The organism is Serratia sp. EC4 (assembly GCF_059652115.1).
The window spans coordinates 370,419-385,262 of sequence record NZ_JBNIDE010000001.1 but is presented as its reverse complement, the minus strand read 5'-3'; the positions used below and the strand labels follow the sequence as shown (position 1 = coordinate 385,262).

Genomic DNA, 14,844 nt, shown 5'->3' with positions numbered 1-14,844 from the left:
AAGCGGATTTCAGCATAGCGCGGCCCACAGCGAAGCGCCATGCGGATCTTTGCCTCAGCGCAGCGGCCGCCCGCCGTCGACGCCGTGGGTGCGGCCGGTCACGTAACGGCTCTCCAGCAGGTAGTTCACCAGATTGACCACTTCGCTTTCGCCCGGCGCGACCTTCATCAGCGATTTCGCCAGCGCTTGTTGGCGGTAGGCTTCATCGTCGCCCGGATTGAAGATGATCAGCGCCGGCGCGATGGCGTTGACCTTCACCTCCGGCGCCAGCTTGCGGGCGAACGAGCGGGTCATATTGTCCAGCGCGGCCTTGCTGGCGGCGTAGGCGATATGTTTGTCGCTGCCTTTTTCCACCACGTAGTCGGTCAGATGGATAATGTCCGCGCCTGCCTGGCCCTGGCCGGTCAGGCAAGATTCGAGCAGTTGGTTGAGCAAATAGGGCGTATAGACGTGAATTTGCAGCATCGCCGCCATCACTTGCTCCGGCGGCACTTCCGCCGACTCGGCCTGCCAGGCGCTGGCGTTGTGGATCACTGCGCGCAATTTGGGCGCCACCTGCCGCACCTGGTCGGCGAAACGGTAGATGCCTTCGTGCGTGGAAAAATCGCCCTGAATGCAACTGGCGCCCAAGGCTTTCAACTCGGTCATCGCCGGATATTCGCTGCGATAGGCAATGATGACGGGAACGCCGCGCTGGAGAAACGCTCTGGCGAGCGCCAGCCCGATGCGCCGCGCGCCGCCGGTAATCAGCACCGGGGCAGAGTTGGGGTGTTCCATTGATTAAAGCTCCTGGACAGACTGGCAAACAATAGGGGAATTATGCCATCATACGGCGGAAAGTCGTTAAAGCTTCGCATGATTATCCATTTCTGGATGTAAGATCCCCAATGCGTTTCAGGTTGCCGCCCGGCGGCGGCTTGAAAGACCACGGGTTAACACTGGCCATGAGAGGAATGAGGGGATGAACAGCAATCACCTTGCATCCATCGCGCGCAGTGAGAAAATCTGTTTTGACTATATGGATTTTCTGTCCGCATCGTGCAGGAAGCACTGGCGCTTTGTTGATGCTATTTATGGTGTGATGCCGATCTTCGGCATGGTGTTGAAATCGCGCGTGACCACGTCACAAACGCGCAAAGAGCAGTTGAAAGAGCTGGCGCTGCAAGTGGTGTCGACACAGGTCAGCGATGAAACCAATATCGTGCGCCTGATTGACCTGGCGCAGCAGCAGGGCCTGACGGTGTTTGATATTCAGTTGCCCTATGCGCTGGAAGCGCAACAGCTGGCGGCCATTCAAAAAGAGTGCGAGGAAGGCATTGCGATCGCCCTGGTGGGTGAGCGCATGTCCATCACCATTCCCCCTAAAAGCTGACCGGGTGTATCGACCCGGCCGCCCGTTCATGGTTAGGCAATTGACTTACCGCGATGGCCTAACCATGAATGTGAAATTTCGCGCCGCGTCACGGTCGGCGTCTAACCTTCATCCCATCATTCAATTCATTCATTGGCGGATTACCCTCCTCAGGGCGTTGTGTCGTTTTTAATGCACGGTGGCGGAATGGTTGCCAGCAGGCGCGCAGATACCGGTTTCCGGCAGCCGATGTTCGCGCAGCACCTGCAGCGTTTCTATTCTAAAGCGCAGCAGGTGCCGCTCGGCGGCCTGCTGCATTTGTTCGCACAGCGAGGTATCGTCCATCACCTGTTCGATGGCGAGCCGAGCCTGATGCACATGCGGCTCAATGCCGCGGAGGGGCGTTTGCCGCAGGCGCAGATGAGTAATGTTGTTGAATGTGACGATCAACGCGGCCAGGGCAGACTCGAAAATATTCAGTGCGTTAACTCTGGCGGCATATTCCACATTCAGCCAGGGTTTCTCGGCGATGATCGCCTGAGCGACGCCCAGCGCCTGCTGATAGTGCATCATCGCCAGGCGATCGCGCCGCTGATTGAATGCCGTGTTGCCCTTGGCGATCAGTGCTTCCCAAGCGGCAAACAAGGGTAATGCGTGCAGCAGTTTTTCAGCCATGAAATGCCTTCCATTTTCAGCCTGTCCAAACCCGCCTCCTGACGCCTCTCGGCGGGGGCACTCGTGTCTTACCGTTAATGCTTGGATGATAATGATAATTAATTGCATTTGAAATCGCAAGCGGAGCCACTGACGGATCAATAACGGGGAGCGGGGTAAGAGGAAGGGCGAGGAAACGAAATGCGGCTGACGGGCAGCCGCATGGGCAGGCGATTTTAGTGCAACATAAACCAGCCGGCAGGCAGCGTGGCCACCAGCAGCAAGAAGATGCTGCTTTTTTCCAGGCGATTGAGCAGATTGATATCCCGATGGCCGCGGCGGGCATACATGAACACCAACAGCCCTGGCGCATACAGCAGCACCGACATCAGCAGGTGCATCAGCCCGGAAGCATACAGCAGCCACAGGCCATAGACGCAGGCGCCGGTGGCGGCGAAGATCAGGCGTTTGTCGCGGCGGCGGTAAGCCACCTTGAACAGAAATGCGCCGACCAGGAAGTAAGGCACCAGGATCATTTCCGAAGCGATGGTCAACAGCGAGTTGTAGTTGCTGCCGGTCAGCCAGATCAGCACCAGCGCCAGCTGCACCGCGATGTTGGTCAGCCACAGCGAAGAGGACGGGGCGTGATGGCGGTTCTGCTTGCCGAACACGCGCGGAAACGCGCCGTGCTGCGCGGCCAGCAGCGGCACTTCCGCCGCCATGATGGTCCAGCTCAGGTAGGCGCCGCACACGGAAACGATCAGGCCGGCGGCGATGAGCACGTCTCCCCACGGGCCGATCAGTTCTACCATCAGCACCGCCATCGACGGATTGCGCATCTCGGCCAGTTCGCTGCGCGGCACCACGCCCAGCGACAGCAGCGTGACCATCAGATACACCGCCAGCGCCGACAGCACCGCCAGCATAGTGGCGCGGCCCACGTCTTTCTTATTGCGGGCGCGAGCGGAAACCACCACCGCGCCCTCCACGCCGATAAACACCCATAGGGTGATCAGCATGGTGTCCTTGACCTGTTCCCACACCGGTTTACCGAGGGCGACGCCGTTGAAATCCAGTGTGAACACGTCCATTTTAAAGGCGATCGCCGCCAGAACGGCGAACATTCCCAGCGGCAACAGCTTGGCGAGGGTGGCCGCCAGATTGATGCTGGCGGCGGTTTGCACGCCGCGCAGCACCAGCGCGTGCACGATCCACAGCAGGGCGGATTCGGCGATCAGCGCCTGCCAGGTATTGCCGTCACCGAGGATAACGTTGCCGCCGCGATCGGTGAAAATGCTCAGCGCCGCGAACACGATCACCAGATACGAGACGTTGGCGATCACGGCGCACAGCCAGTAACCCCAGGCGGAGCAGAAGCCCACCAGTTCGCCGAATCCTTCTTTGGCGTAGGTGAAGATGCCGCCGTCCAGATCCGGACGCAAACGCGTAAGCAACAGCATGGCGAATGCTAAAAACAGAATGCCGACGCCGGTGATCCCCCAACCCAGCAGCAGCGCGGCGGGGCTGGCGACCTGCGCCATGTTTTGCGGCAGACTGAACACGCCGGCGCCCAGCATCGAGCTGAGCACCAAAGCGGTTAGCGCGGTAAGACCGAGTTTTTTTTCCAATGACGGATCCTGAACGCAGAATAAACAACTGGAAGGGAACTGCTTGGCTGCAACAATGTATTAACAACCACTGCGCGAATAGACAATAGCCCTAAAAATTGGCGCAAATTCTACGGAGGGATGATTAGAGATGCAATGATTGAATATGCGGAATTTACAAAAAACTATTCAACGCGCGATGGAAAAAGCGGCAATAAAAACGGGCAGCTCAAGGGCTGCCCGATGGTAAACCTAAAAACGGGTTTTATTTGAACAGATCGGCGCTGACGGTCAGGTTGCCGCCGCTCTTGTTCTGCCACTGGCGGGTGACGTGGTAGTACTTGGCGCCTTTCTCAGCCGCGCGTTTCGCCACTTCGGTGGAGACATCGGTCATGCTGTTGAAGTGGCCGGTGAAGGTGACGGAATCGAACGGCACCATCTGCGCGGCGGTCACGTTGTTCACTTCCTGGATCTTGGTGCCGTTAGGCAGCGTGACGGTATAGCGTTGGCCGGTAGAGGACTGGGTTTCGAAGAAACGGCCCACTTCGCGGCTTGGCGAACCGGAGGATGCGACGCCAGGGATTTCGACTTTCGCGGCTGCGGCGCCGCCGGCGGCCAGCGCGGCGCGGCCGGCGTCAGAATCGGCCGGAATGGCGTCCGGGCTCTGCACGCGGCGTTTCGGCGCATCGGCCTTATAGATATAGGCGGTGACGAACTGGTTGCCGCCGGAGTTGGCGTCAACCTGGCGCACGATGAAGAAGGATGCAGCGCCTTTTTTCTTCGCTTCTTTGGAGATGGCGTCGTTGATGTCCGGCTGGCTGCGGTAGAAGCCGCTGACGCTCACGGTATCGTAAGGCTCCAGCAGGTAGGCTTCCTCTTTAGGCAGTTCATTCACGCCGTTAAATACGCGGTATTTTGGTGTTTTGCTCACTTCTGGCGCATCTTTATGATAAAGGTCTGCGGTGACGCGCCAGTTGCCGCCGTTGTTGCTGTTGTTGCTGTCCTGGATATAGAAGGAATCGGCACCCAGTTTGTCTGCACGGCGGGATACGGCGTCGACGGCTTCATTGATGGCATTGAAGCGGCCGGTAATCGTGATGCGATCAAACGGCTTCAGCGCCGCTGCTTTCTCAGGAGTTAACTCTTGCGCCGCATGAGCAGACAGCGCTGTGAGTGATAACAAGGCTGACGCGATGATCGTGGTCTTCAGCTTCATAAAAAATCCTTTCGCCTAGCGCATTAACGTTTATAACGTACTGAACTGTTTAAGTGTAATTCAGCCGTCGATTATTACATGTAATTCTGAAAACTGTCTCAGCATTTTATGTTATCCCGTGCGACAAATCGGTGACGGTGACGCGGGTCGCACGGATGGCGCCATCATCATAAGTTTCCATAATAACGGCTTGGGTGTCATTAATGTTAATTATTCACAAAATGATAACTTTTATGCTTTTACGCCGCACGTGGCCATCAATCGTTACGCCGGGCGTAAACCTCTTGCCACGCAGAATGCGCTGTTCTGTATGGATTTTTTCACAGTAAATTGCGATTTGTCATATCACGCGCGGCGTTTTTATGTAAAAACAGGGCTGAATGCGTAAGCAATTATGGATCATCGACCTTATTTTCAGTAGGTTATAGTTGGCGTCTGAAATCAGTGCGGGCAAGTTAACGCTTCGCCCGCCGGCGGCGCCGTGCTATGGGCAGGAAAATAATAAACATCATCCAAGACAGGTGAGAAGGGAACATTATGCGTATTGGTGTACCAAGAGAGCGGTTGGCCAATGAAGCCCGGGTCGCAGCCACGCCGAAAACGGTGGAACAACTGCTGAAGCTGGGTTTTACCGTCGCGATTGAACGCGGGGCGGGCAAACTGGCCAGTTTTGAGGACGTCGCCTACGAAGCCGCCGGCGCGGCGCTGGTCGACGAAAACGAAGTGTGGCAGTCGGATCTGATCCTGAAAGTCAACGCGCCGCAAGACGACGAGATCGCCTTGATGCGCGAAGGCAGCACGCTGGTCAGCTTTATCTGGCCGGCGCAAAACCCCGAATTGATGGCCAAGCTGGCGGCGCGCAACGTCACCGCGCTGGCGATGGACTCGGTGCCGCGCATCTCGCGCGCCCAGTCGATGGACGCGCTGAGCTCGATGGCCAACATCGCCGGCTACCGCGCGATCGTCGAAGCGGCGCATGAGTTCGGCCGCTTCTTCACCGGCCAGATCACCGCCGCCGGCAAAGTGCCGCCGGCCAAAGTGATGATCATCGGCGCCGGCGTGGCCGGCCTGGCGGCGATCGGCGCTGCGGGCAGCCTCGGCGCCATCGTGCGCGCCTTCGACACCCGCCCGGAGGTGAAAGAGCAGGTGCAGAGCATGGGCGCGGAATTCCTCGAGCTGGATTTTGAAGAGGAAGCGGGCAGCGGCGACGGCTACGCCAAAGTGATGTCCGAAGCCTTTATCAAGGCCGAGATGGCGCTGTTCGCCGCACAGGCGGCGGAGGTCGATATCATCGTCACCACCGCGCTGATCCCGGGCAAACCGGCGCCGAAGCTCATTACCAAAGAGATGGTGGCGTCGATGAAGCCGGGCAGCGTGATCGTCGATCTGGCGGCGCAAACCGGCGGCAACTGCGAACTGACCGTGGCCGACACCATTACCGTGACCGACAACGGCGTGAAAATCATCGGCTATACCGATCTGCCGAGCCGCTTGCCGACCCAATCTTCGCAGCTGTACGGCACCAACCTGGTCAACCTGTTGAAGCTGCTGTCGAAAGAGAAAAACGGCGAGATTGATATCGATTTCGACGATACGGTGATCCGCGGCGTTACCGTGGTGCGCAGCGGTGAAATCACCTGGCCGGCGCCGCCGATCCAGGTCTCCGCCCAGCCGAAAGCGGCGCCCGCCGCCGCACCGGCCGCCAAACCCGAAGCCAAACCGACCTCGCCGTGGCTGAAGTATGGCCTGATGGCTCTGGCGATCCTGCTATTCGGCTGGCTGGCGGACGCGGCGCCGAAAGAGTTCCTGTCGCACTTTACCGTGTTCGCGCTGGCCTGCGTGGTCGGTTACTACGTGGTCTGGAACGTCAGCCATGCGCTGCATACCCCGTTGATGTCGGTCACCAACGCGATCTCAGGGATTATCGTGGTCGGTGCGCTGCTGCAGATCGGTCATGGCGGCTGGGTGAGTTTCCTCTCCTTTATCGCCGTGCTGATCGCCAGCATCAACATTTTTGGTGGATTCACCGTCACTCAGCGCATGCTGAAGATGTTCCGCAAGAACTAAGGGGTAACAAATGTCTGGAGGATTGGTTACAGCTGCATACATTGTTGCCGCTATTTTGTTTATTTTCAGCCTGGCGGGCCTGTCGCGTCATGAAACGTCGAAGCAGGGCAACCTGTTCGGCGTCGCCGGCATGGCGATCGCGCTGATCGCCACCATCTTGGGGCCGGATTCCGGCAACGTCGGCTGGATCATCATCGCCATGATCATCGGCGGCTCGATCGGCGTCTATCTGGCCAAGAAGGTCGAGATGACCGAAATGCCGGAGCTGGTGGCGGTGCTGCACAGTTTCGTTGGCCTGGCGGCGGTGCTGGTCGGCTTCAACAGCTACCTGGATCACGGCGCGCCGATGGAGCCGGTGATGGCGAATATCCATCTGACCGAAGTGTTCCTCGGCGTCTTTATCGGTGCGGTGACCTTCACCGGGTCGATCGTCGCCTTCGGCAAGCTGCGCGGCATCATTTCTTCCAAACCGCTGATGTTGCCGAATCGCCACAAGCTGAACCTGGCGGCGCTGGTGATCTCGTTCCTGTTGCTGGTGGCGTTCGTGCGCACCGACAGCGTGGGCTGGCAGGTGGTAACGCTGCTGCTGATGACGGCGATCGCGCTGGCGTTCGGCTGGCATCTGGTCGCCTCGATCGGCGGCGCCGACATGCCGGTGGTGGTGTCGATGCTCAACTCTTACTCGGGGTGGGCGGCGGCCGCGGCGGGCTTCATGCTGAGCAACGATCTGCTGATCGTCACCGGCGCGCTGGTGGGCTCTTCGGGGGCGATACTGTCTTACATCATGTGCAAGGCGATGAACCGTTCGTTTATCAGCGTGATCGCCGGCGGTTTCGGCAGCGACGGATCTTCCACCGGCGACGCCGAAGAGATGGGCGAATACCGTGAAACCACGGCGGAAGAGGTGGCCGAGCAGTTGAAGAACTCCACGTCGGTGATCATCACCCCGGGCTACGGCATGGCGGTGGCGCAGGCGCAGTATCCGGTGGCGGAAATCACCGAAAAACTGCGGGCGCGCGGCGTGAAGGTGCGTTTCGGCATTCACCCGGTCGCGGGGCGCTTGCCGGGCCACATGAACGTGCTGCTGGCGGAGGCGAAGGTGCCGTACGACGTGGTGCTGGAGATGGATGAAATCAACGACGATTTCCCGGATACCGACACCGTGCTGGTGATCGGCGCCAACGACACGGTGAACCCGGCGGCGCTGGAAGATCCGCGCAGCCCGATCGCCGGCATGCCGGTATTGGAAGTGTGGAAAGCGCAGAACGTAATCGCGTTCAAACGCTCGATGAACACCGGCTATGCCGGCGTGCAGAACCCGCTGTTCTTCAAGGAGAACACCCAGATGCTGTTCGGCGACGCCAAAGACAGCGTGGAGGCGATTCTGCGGGCGCTGCAGAAGTAAAATTGGGCAACCAAAAAAACGGGCCGCTTAGCGGCCCGTTTTTTATGCGCGAAGGTTAATCTTCGTCGTCATGCTCGTCATCTTCATCCGCCTCGATCGGGCAGTTGAAGTTTTCCGGTTTAATCACCAGCAGGTCACATTTCAGATGATCGATCACATGTTCCGCGGTGTTGCCGATAAAGGCGGCTGAAATGCCGGTGCGGCCCAGGGTGCCCAGCACCACCACGCCGGCCTGCAGGTGTTCGGCCAGATCGGGTATCACCTCTTCCGGCAGGCCTTTTTCCACGTGGGTGAACTCTTCCTTAATGCAGAATTTTTGCCGCAGCGCCTTCATGGCGATCAGATGCTGGCCGCGAATGGCGTCGTTGTAGACGCTCGGGTCGAAGTCGGGCAATTCGATGGCGATGTTGATCGGGGTAACGGGATAGGCGCCGACCAGGTGAACCTCGGTCTGGTTGACGTTTTGCGCCAGTTCGACGGTTTCTTGCACCAGTTTGATATTGAGCGGGTCGTGATAGGGTTCTTCGCTGGCCAGATTGACCGCCACCAGCGCCTTGCCGCCTTCCGGCCAGGGCTGGTCTTTCACCATCCACACCGGGCAAGGGCATTTGCGCAGCAGGTGCCAGTCGGTGGGGGTAAAGATCACCGACTCCAACCGGTCGTGTTGGTGCGCCATTTTCAGCAGCAGGTCATGTTGGCCGGAAAGCACTTCCTGAATGATGGCTTCGAAGGGACGGTTATGCCAGACCACTTTGATTTCGATCGGCACGCCGTCGTTGAGATAGAAACGGCACTGCTCGTTGATCCAGGCGGCGCGTTGGCTGATCACACCTTGCCGCATCGCCGTTCTTTCATCCGGGGAGAGCAGGGTCGTCATTTCGTAAGAGAAGTCGTAGATGGGCAGGAAGGCCTTGATGCGCCCGCCGTTCCGTTTTACCAGGTACACGGCGCGGCGCAATGCCGGCTGATCGTCCTGATTGGGGTCAATAGCCACCAGAAGATTCTGATACTTCGCCATAGGGCCTCCTTACAGCTGAAATCAACAGTCTGTTAATTTACAGAGTAACCCAACATTGAAAAACAGAACAACAACAGAAGCGTGCCGGATCAACAATTTCGGTGAAATGGTGATCCGGCGGGGGAATCAGGCGTTGACGGTCACGTTGATGCGCGGCGTACCGGCCAGCACCGACAGCGCGTCGGCGTTTTCGATGGTGATGTATTTGCCTTTCACGCTGAGGATTTCGCTTTTCTGGAAGCGGCCCAGCAGGCGGCTGATGGTTTCCACCGTCAGCCCAAGGTAGTTGCCGATGTCGCCGCGGGTCATGGTCAAACGAAACTCGCGCGGTGAGAAGCCGCGCTCCGCAAAGCGGCGCGACAGGTTGTAAACGAACGCCGCCAGGCGCTCTTCGGCGTTTTTCTTCGACAGCAGCAGGATCATGTCCTGGTCGCCTTTGATCTCGCCGCTCATCAACCGCATGATCTGCTGACGCAGGTTCGGCATTTTGCCGGACAGATCGTCGAGGGTCTCGAATGGGATCTCGCACACCATCGAGGTTTCCAGCGCCTGCGCGAAGCTCGGGTGCTTCAGGCCACCGATGGCGTCGAAGCCTACCAGGTCGCCCGCCAGGTGGAAGCCGGTGATCTGCTCATCGCCTTGCTCGGTGATGGTGTAGCTTTTAATGGTCCCGGAACGGATCGCGTACAGCGATTTCAGCTCGTCGCCGGCCTTGAACAAGGTCTGGCCTTTCTGGATGGGCTTCTTCCTCTCGATAATGTTGTCGAGCTGGTCCAGCTCGTGAGCATTGAGGGTGAAAGGAATGCACAGCTGGCTGATGCTGCAGTCCTGGCAATGGATCGCACAACCACCAGACTGGATACGACGAATCACGCGTTTTTCCGGGATCATAGATTACGCTCATTCAATAATTGATATGAGTCAATTTTAACATCTTTTGCTGCAGCTGATAAGGGTGGCATTAGCATGAATAGGGGTATTGTGTGCGAATTTTGCGCACACATGCCGCCGATTATTCTGTATCGGACTGAAGTTATGAGTATTATTTGTGACTTATGCGTTTTATTCACACAGGTTATTAATAGTGCCCAGCGGGCACGAGCGCGGCGTTGGGCAATGTGCTTTATTAAGCAGCGCCAAACAATGGCGCTGCTTAAGCCGATCGCAGCGGCTACAGCAAACTTTTCGGCAGGTAGCCTTCATGCTGCAGCAGCCATTGCTTGCGCTGTACGCCGCCGGCATAGCCGGTCAGCGCGCCCTGCGAACCGATCACTCGGTGACAGGGCACCACGATGCTGATCGGATTTGAACCGTTGGCCATGCCGACCGCGCGCGAGGCGGTCGGACGGCCGATACGTTGCGCCAACTGGCCGTAGGTCAGGATCTCGCCGCAGGGGATTTGGCGCAGCTGTTGCCACACGGTGCGCTGGAACTCGGTGCCGGCGGTCATCACCGGCAACCGATCGATAATGCTCAGTTCCCCGGCGAAATAGCGTTGCATGGCGTCGGTCAGCCCGCTGGGATCGCGCTGCTCGCGCAGGGTGAAGCGATCGGCGCGGTAGTGGGTGTTCAGCAGCTTCATCAGGCGAGCTTCGTGATCGGTCCAGTCGATCGCCCGCAGGCGCCCCTGTTCATCGGCAATCAGCACCAGTTCACCCACCGGCGTCGCGGTACGATCAATCAAAAAAGTCTGCATCTGGATCACTCCTCGGTTTAGTGTGGCGATTATCGCATGAAACGGAAGGAGGCGATGGCGGATTTCGGACATGCTGATGGGCAACCGCAGGGTTGCCCGAATAGCCGGCTTACGGTAAGGCGGGGAGTTATTGTGCGATAAATTTATAAAATAAATTTATAATTCATCAAGGCGAGTTGTGCCTTGTTTATTATTTAAGCAGGCAGTGCCGCTTTGCGGTTACTTATAGCTGATAGTCACGCGCTTTAAATGGGGATCGTTATTCACCATCTCACTGCTGACGGCAGAAACTAATTCTTTTGGCATCTCTGTTAACGAAGAGGATATATACCCGTTCTGATATTCCGTCACTTTACCGAAGCAGCTGGAGATAAGCTTTTCATCCTGATGTTTGACGGTGCAGGCCGGCGTGGTAATGGCGCCGGTGAAGCGCACGACGCCGGAGGCGACCTGACTGCCGGAAAGCGGTTTTGCTTGCAGAGCGAAGGGCAGAATGACCAATGCGCTTAATACGGCTAAGTAATGGTTCATATGCTGTTCCTTTCAGAGTAAAAACACTGCCAATTAAAAAACAAGCGCGCTTGTTTTCATCAAATAAGCCATTTCGCCTGGCGAAATAAAAACGAATGGGCAAAAATCCTACTGCCCGCATTCAATGAATTTGATAATAGGGAGGTAGGATGAGTAAAACCATGATTTGGATCATAGTGAAGGCCAGTTAATGATTTGAGGCGCGGGCGGGATAGCAGGCTGTGATCGTTCTCTCAGGAAAGTCGGGCAATGGCGGCCGTTTTCGCCCCCGTTGCGCGGCCGCAGCAACGGGGGCGAGAGCGGGGTTACAGCATGCCGCTGCTGCCGCAGATGCGGATCTTTTCCGCCACCACTTCTTTCATCGCCAGCTTGCCGGGGACGATGTATTTGCGCGGATCGTTGGCGTCCGGGTGCTGCGAAAAATAGCTTTTTACCGCATCGGCGAAGGCGATTTTCAATTCGGTGGCGACGTTGACCTTGCAAACGCCGAGCGAGATCGCGCGCTTGACCATCGCTTCCGGAATGCCGGAGGCGCCGTGCAGCACCAGGGGCACGTCCACCTGTTCGCGGATCAGCGCCAGGCGCTCGAAGTCCAGCTTCGGTTCGCCGTGATACAGGCCGTGGGCGGAACCGATCGCCACCGCCAGCGAATCGATGCCGGTGGCGGCGACAAACTCGCGTGCCGCGGCCGGATCGGTATAAAAGCTGTCCGCCGTATCGACGATCAGATCGTCCTCCTGCCCGCCCAGGCGGCCCAGCTCCGCCTCCACGCTGGCGCCGTAGCGGTGGCACAGGGCCACTGCGGCGGCCACCTTGGCGATATTCTGCTCGAACGGCAAATGGGAGCCGTCGATCATCACCGAGCGGATGCCGCTTTTCACCTTATACTCGATGTCGTCCAGCGCTTCGTGATGATCCAGATGCAGCGCCAGCGGCAGATCGTAGCGGTGCGCGGCCGATTGGCAAATGCCGATCAGGTAGTCGGTGCCGGCATAGCTGAAGGTGCCGGGCGTGCCGGCCATGATCACCGGCGAGCGCAGCTCGGCGGCGGTCTCCGCCACCACCTGCACGGTTTCCAGATTGTGGACGTTAAACGCCGGAACGGCGTAACCCTGGCGCTGCGCCTTGAGCAGCATGTCTCGGTTGGCTATCAGATACATGGGATCTCCTTACAGCTCGGGGGAAGGAAAACGGTAAATCGTCACGCCTTTCACCACCCGGTTGACCTCGCCGGTCGGGCAGGGGTTATCCGGGGTCAGCCCCAGCGCCAGCGAACTCTCGAAGGCCAGCATCTGGCTGAACAGCAGATACGGGAATAGCAGCCAGATATCGTCAGCCGCATCGTGCATATGCAGCAGGGCATCGGACAGAGGTTGGCGTTCGCCGGTCAACCCGACCAGTTGCATCGCCTGCCCATCGCGCTGCAGCTCGTTCCACAGATCGCGGTCATACTGGCGGGCATAGTCGTTGTGGGAGAACATCAGCACCACCAACGTCTGGCCATCGACCATGAATTTCGGGCCATGGCGCAGGCCGAGCGGCGAGTCGTAGCGCGTAACGATGCGGCCGGCGGTCAACTCCAGCATCTTGAGCGAGGCCTCTTCGGCGAGGCCGGTAAAACAGCTGCCGCCGAGGGTGATATAGCGGCGGAAACCGCTGGCGGCCAGCGCCTTCACCTGCGGCTGCAGCGTTTCGCGCAGTGCGCGGCAGCGCTGCACCATGGCGTTCAACGGCGCCTGGGCGGCCTCGAGCGAAGCCGGGCCGAGCAGCAGCGCGGCGCTCAGCATCATGCAGCTGAAGCTGGAGGTCATGGCGAAGCTCTGATCGTTGGCGCCTTGCGGTATCACCAGCGAACAGACGTTGCCACGCTGATGCGCGTACTGCGCCAGCCGGCTGTCCGGGTTGCACACCAGCATCAGGTGATAGCTTTCCGGCAGCAATTGATCGGCCAGCTCCACCGTCGCCAGGCTTTCCGGGCTGTTGCCCGAACGGGCGAAGGAAACCAGCAGCGTCGGCCGGTCAGGGTCAAGATACTGCAGCGGGTTGGCGACGATATCGGTGGTGCCGTAAGCCACCACGTCGCGGCCGGTGCGTTCGCGCAGCCAGGGGGCCAGGGCGCGGCCGGCAAATGCCGAGCTGCCGGCGCCGCACAAGACGATTTGCAGGCGCGGATTAGCCAGCAACGGCGCCAGGAACGGTTGCCACTGCGCCTGTTGATCCTGCAGTTGGCGGTGCAGCGCCGCCCACAAATCCGGCTGTTGCCAAATTTCTGCGGCGGTATGCCAGGCGTTGCGCTGCTTCAGCCAATTCGCCTCGTAAGAGAAATACGCGTTCATGATGACAGCTCCTTAAAAAGCCTCGGTTAACGGTCGGCGATAATCACGTCGATCCCTAAATGGTGCAGCGCCTGCAGATAGTGTTCCGGAATGCGGCTGTCGGTGACCAGGCGGTGGATCTGGCCGATGTCGCGGATCATGCAAAAGCTGGTGCGGCCGAATTTGCTGGCGTCGGCGAGGGCGATCACTTCGCGCGCCACCTCGCACATCACCCGGTTCAGCTGCGCTTCGCCCGGATCCGGCGTGGTGATGCCGCTCGCGAGATCGAAGCCGTCGACGCCGAGAAAAAGCTTGTCGAACCGATACTGGCGCAGCTGCTGTTCGGCGGCGGGGCCGTACAGCGACCAGGCTTTGCGGCGCACGCTGCCGCCGACCACCATCAGGTCGATCTCCTCGTTGTTGGCCAGTTCGAAGGCGATGTTGAGCGCGTTGGTCATCACCACCAGATCCTTTTTCCCCGCCAGCTGCGGCGCCATTTGGCTGGTGGTGGAGCCGGAGTCGAGGATGACGGCGTCGCCGTCTTCAATCAGCGCCGCGGCCGCGCAGGCGATGGCGTGTTTGACGTCGCGATTGATGCGGCCCTTGTCCTGCAACGGGCGGTCGAAGGCGAACTGTTTGTTCAACATGGCGCCGCCGTAGGCGCGCACCGCGCAGCCGTGTTTTTCCAGCTGGCGCAGATCGCTGCGGATGGTGACGCTGGACACCGAAAACTGCTGGCTGAGCTGCTCCACGCGCACCGTGCCCTCGCGACACAGCTGGTCGATAATTAATTCCCGGCGTTTTGCGGTATTGATCATTAACGCAGACTCCTGATTTACCTGTAGCCGTGCCCGACCGCGGCTTAATAAGCCGCAGCGATACCGACCGGAGCGCTTTCAGTTGTTCGTGGCGAATTACAGCAAACGAAACACTGAAATGCAATCGATTAATTTTAAAATATCTATATCTATCAGTTGGTTATAT

Annotated in this window: 14 protein-coding genes; 3 read left to right on the top strand and 11 right to left on the bottom strand. The window is 58.7% G+C overall.

The window, feature by feature from the left end; translation table 11 throughout:
• Positions 1 to 54: 54 nt before the first annotated feature.
• Positions 55 to 777, bottom strand: a complete 723-nt coding sequence (gene folM, locus ACP39K_RS01735) for a dihydromonapterin reductase (protein WP_016927586.1) — start codon at positions 775 to 777, stop codon at positions 55 to 57.
• A 184-nt stretch (positions 778 to 961) separates the two neighbouring features.
• Between folM and ACP39K_RS01730 the strand changes: the two genes are divergently transcribed.
• Positions 962 to 1,372, top strand: coding sequence for a hypothetical protein (locus ACP39K_RS01730; protein WP_161544781.1), 411 nt, complete (start codon positions 962 to 964; stop codon positions 1,370 to 1,372).
• 168 nt (positions 1,373 to 1,540) lie between these two features.
• On the opposite strand, the gene ACP39K_RS01725 is transcribed toward ACP39K_RS01730, so the two are convergent.
• The 3 genes from ACP39K_RS01725 to ydgH form a co-directional block, all read right to left on the bottom strand.
• On the bottom strand, positions 1,541 to 2,026 hold the full coding sequence (locus ACP39K_RS01725) for a DUF2753 family protein (RefSeq protein ID WP_497008261.1): 486 nt from the start codon (positions 2,024 to 2,026) through the stop codon (positions 1,541 to 1,543).
• Positions 2,027 to 2,241: 215 nt separating this feature from the next.
• The gene (locus ACP39K_RS01720) at positions 2,242 to 3,633 is read right to left on the bottom strand and encodes an amino acid permease (RefSeq protein WP_033640180.1); all 1,392 of its coding nucleotides are present in this window, start codon (positions 3,631 to 3,633) and stop codon (positions 2,242 to 2,244) included.
• A 244-nt stretch (positions 3,634 to 3,877) separates the two neighbouring features.
• Complete coding sequence (ydgH, locus tag ACP39K_RS01715; protein WP_004938291.1) at positions 3,878 to 4,828, bottom strand: DUF1471 family protein YdgH; 951 nt, start codon at positions 4,826 to 4,828, stop codon at positions 3,878 to 3,880.
• 537 nt (positions 4,829 to 5,365) lie between these two features.
• On the opposite strand from ydgH, the gene pntA reads away from it, so the two are divergent.
• A complete protein-coding gene (pntA, locus tag ACP39K_RS01710; RefSeq protein ID WP_028128335.1) occupies positions 5,366 to 6,895 on the top strand; it encodes a Re/Si-specific NAD(P)(+) transhydrogenase subunit alpha in 1,530 nt (509 codons plus the stop codon).
• Positions 6,896 to 6,905: 10 nt separating this feature from the next.
• The gene (pntB, locus tag ACP39K_RS01705; protein ID WP_033640182.1) at positions 6,906 to 8,300 is read left to right on the top strand and encodes a Re/Si-specific NAD(P)(+) transhydrogenase subunit beta; all 1,395 of its coding nucleotides are present in this window, start codon (positions 6,906 to 6,908) and stop codon (positions 8,298 to 8,300) included.
• A 55-nt stretch (positions 8,301 to 8,355) separates the two neighbouring features.
• Here the strand turns inward: pntB and uspE are convergent, their stop codons facing one another.
• The 7 genes from uspE to agaR form a co-directional block, all read right to left on the bottom strand.
• Positions 8,356 to 9,318, bottom strand: coding sequence for a universal stress protein UspE (gene uspE, locus ACP39K_RS01700; protein ID WP_004938281.1), 963 nt, complete (start codon positions 9,316 to 9,318; stop codon positions 8,356 to 8,358).
• Between the two features lie 126 nt (positions 9,319 to 9,444).
• Positions 9,445 to 10,209, bottom strand: a complete 765-nt coding sequence (gene fnr / locus ACP39K_RS01695) for a fumarate/nitrate reduction transcriptional regulator Fnr (protein ID WP_004938278.1) — start codon at positions 10,207 to 10,209, stop codon at positions 9,445 to 9,447.
• 280 nt (positions 10,210 to 10,489) lie between these two features.
• Entirely contained in the window at positions 10,490 to 11,014 is a 525-nt protein-coding gene (gene ogt / locus ACP39K_RS01690; protein WP_004938274.1) for a methylated-DNA--[protein]-cysteine S-methyltransferase, read from the bottom strand.
• A 219-nt stretch (positions 11,015 to 11,233) separates the two neighbouring features.
• Positions 11,234 to 11,545 (bottom strand): YmdA family protein, encoded by a 312-nt coding sequence (locus ACP39K_RS01685; protein WP_016927593.1) that lies wholly within the window; start codon positions 11,543 to 11,545, stop codon positions 11,234 to 11,236.
• A gap of 305 nt (positions 11,546 to 11,850) precedes the next feature.
• Positions 11,851 to 12,705 carry a tagatose bisphosphate family class II aldolase gene (locus tag ACP39K_RS01680; protein ID WP_048795608.1) on the bottom strand — a complete coding sequence of 285 codons (855 nt, stop codon included), beginning with the start codon at positions 12,703 to 12,705 and terminating at the stop codon, positions 11,851 to 11,853.
• A 9-nt stretch (positions 12,706 to 12,714) separates the two neighbouring features.
• Positions 12,715 to 13,881, bottom strand: coding sequence for an SIS domain-containing protein (locus tag ACP39K_RS01675; RefSeq protein WP_497008260.1), 1,167 nt, complete (start codon positions 13,879 to 13,881; stop codon positions 12,715 to 12,717).
• 26 nt (positions 13,882 to 13,907) lie between these two features.
• Positions 13,908 to 14,678 (bottom strand): transcriptional repressor AgaR, encoded by a 771-nt coding sequence (agaR, locus tag ACP39K_RS01670; protein WP_016927596.1) that lies wholly within the window; start codon positions 14,676 to 14,678, stop codon positions 13,908 to 13,910.
• Positions 14,679 to 14,844 lie beyond the last annotated feature (166 nt).

Excerpts from the sequence above, each read along its gene's own strand:
- folM (WP_016927586.1), bottom strand. The coding sequence starts at position 777 with ATGGAACACCCCAACTCTGCCCCGGTGCTGATTACCGGCGGCGCGCGG.
- ACP39K_RS01730 (WP_161544781.1), top strand. The coding sequence starts at position 962 with ATGAACAGCAATCACCTTGCATCCATCGCGCGCAGTGAGAAAATCTGT.
- ACP39K_RS01725 (WP_497008261.1), bottom strand. The coding sequence starts at position 2,026 with ATGGCTGAAAAACTGCTGCACGCATTACCCTTGTTTGCCGCTTGGGAA.
- ydgH (WP_004938291.1), bottom strand. The coding sequence starts at position 4,828 with ATGAAGCTGAAGACCACGATCATCGCGTCAGCCTTGTTATCACTCACA.
- pntA (WP_028128335.1), top strand. The coding sequence starts at position 5,366 with ATGCGTATTGGTGTACCAAGAGAGCGGTTGGCCAATGAAGCCCGGGTC.
- pntB (WP_033640182.1), top strand. The coding sequence starts at position 6,906 with ATGTCTGGAGGATTGGTTACAGCTGCATACATTGTTGCCGCTATTTTG.
- uspE (WP_004938281.1), bottom strand. The coding sequence starts at position 9,318 with ATGGCGAAGTATCAGAATCTTCTGGTGGCTATTGACCCCAATCAGGAC.
- fnr (WP_004938278.1), bottom strand. The coding sequence starts at position 10,209 with ATGATCCCGGAAAAACGCGTGATTCGTCGTATCCAGTCTGGTGGTTGT.
- ogt (WP_004938274.1), bottom strand. The coding sequence starts at position 11,014 with ATGCAGACTTTTTTGATTGATCGTACCGCGACGCCGGTGGGTGAACTG.
- ACP39K_RS01685 (WP_016927593.1), bottom strand. The coding sequence starts at position 11,545 with ATGAACCATTACTTAGCCGTATTAAGCGCATTGGTCATTCTGCCCTTC.
- ACP39K_RS01680 (WP_048795608.1), bottom strand. The coding sequence starts at position 12,705 with ATGTATCTGATAGCCAACCGAGACATGCTGCTCAAGGCGCAGCGCCAG.
- ACP39K_RS01675 (WP_497008260.1), bottom strand. The coding sequence starts at position 13,881 with ATGAACGCGTATTTCTCTTACGAGGCGAATTGGCTGAAGCAGCGCAAC.
- agaR (WP_016927596.1), bottom strand. The coding sequence starts at position 14,678 with ATGATCAATACCGCAAAACGCCGGGAATTAATTATCGACCAGCTGTGT.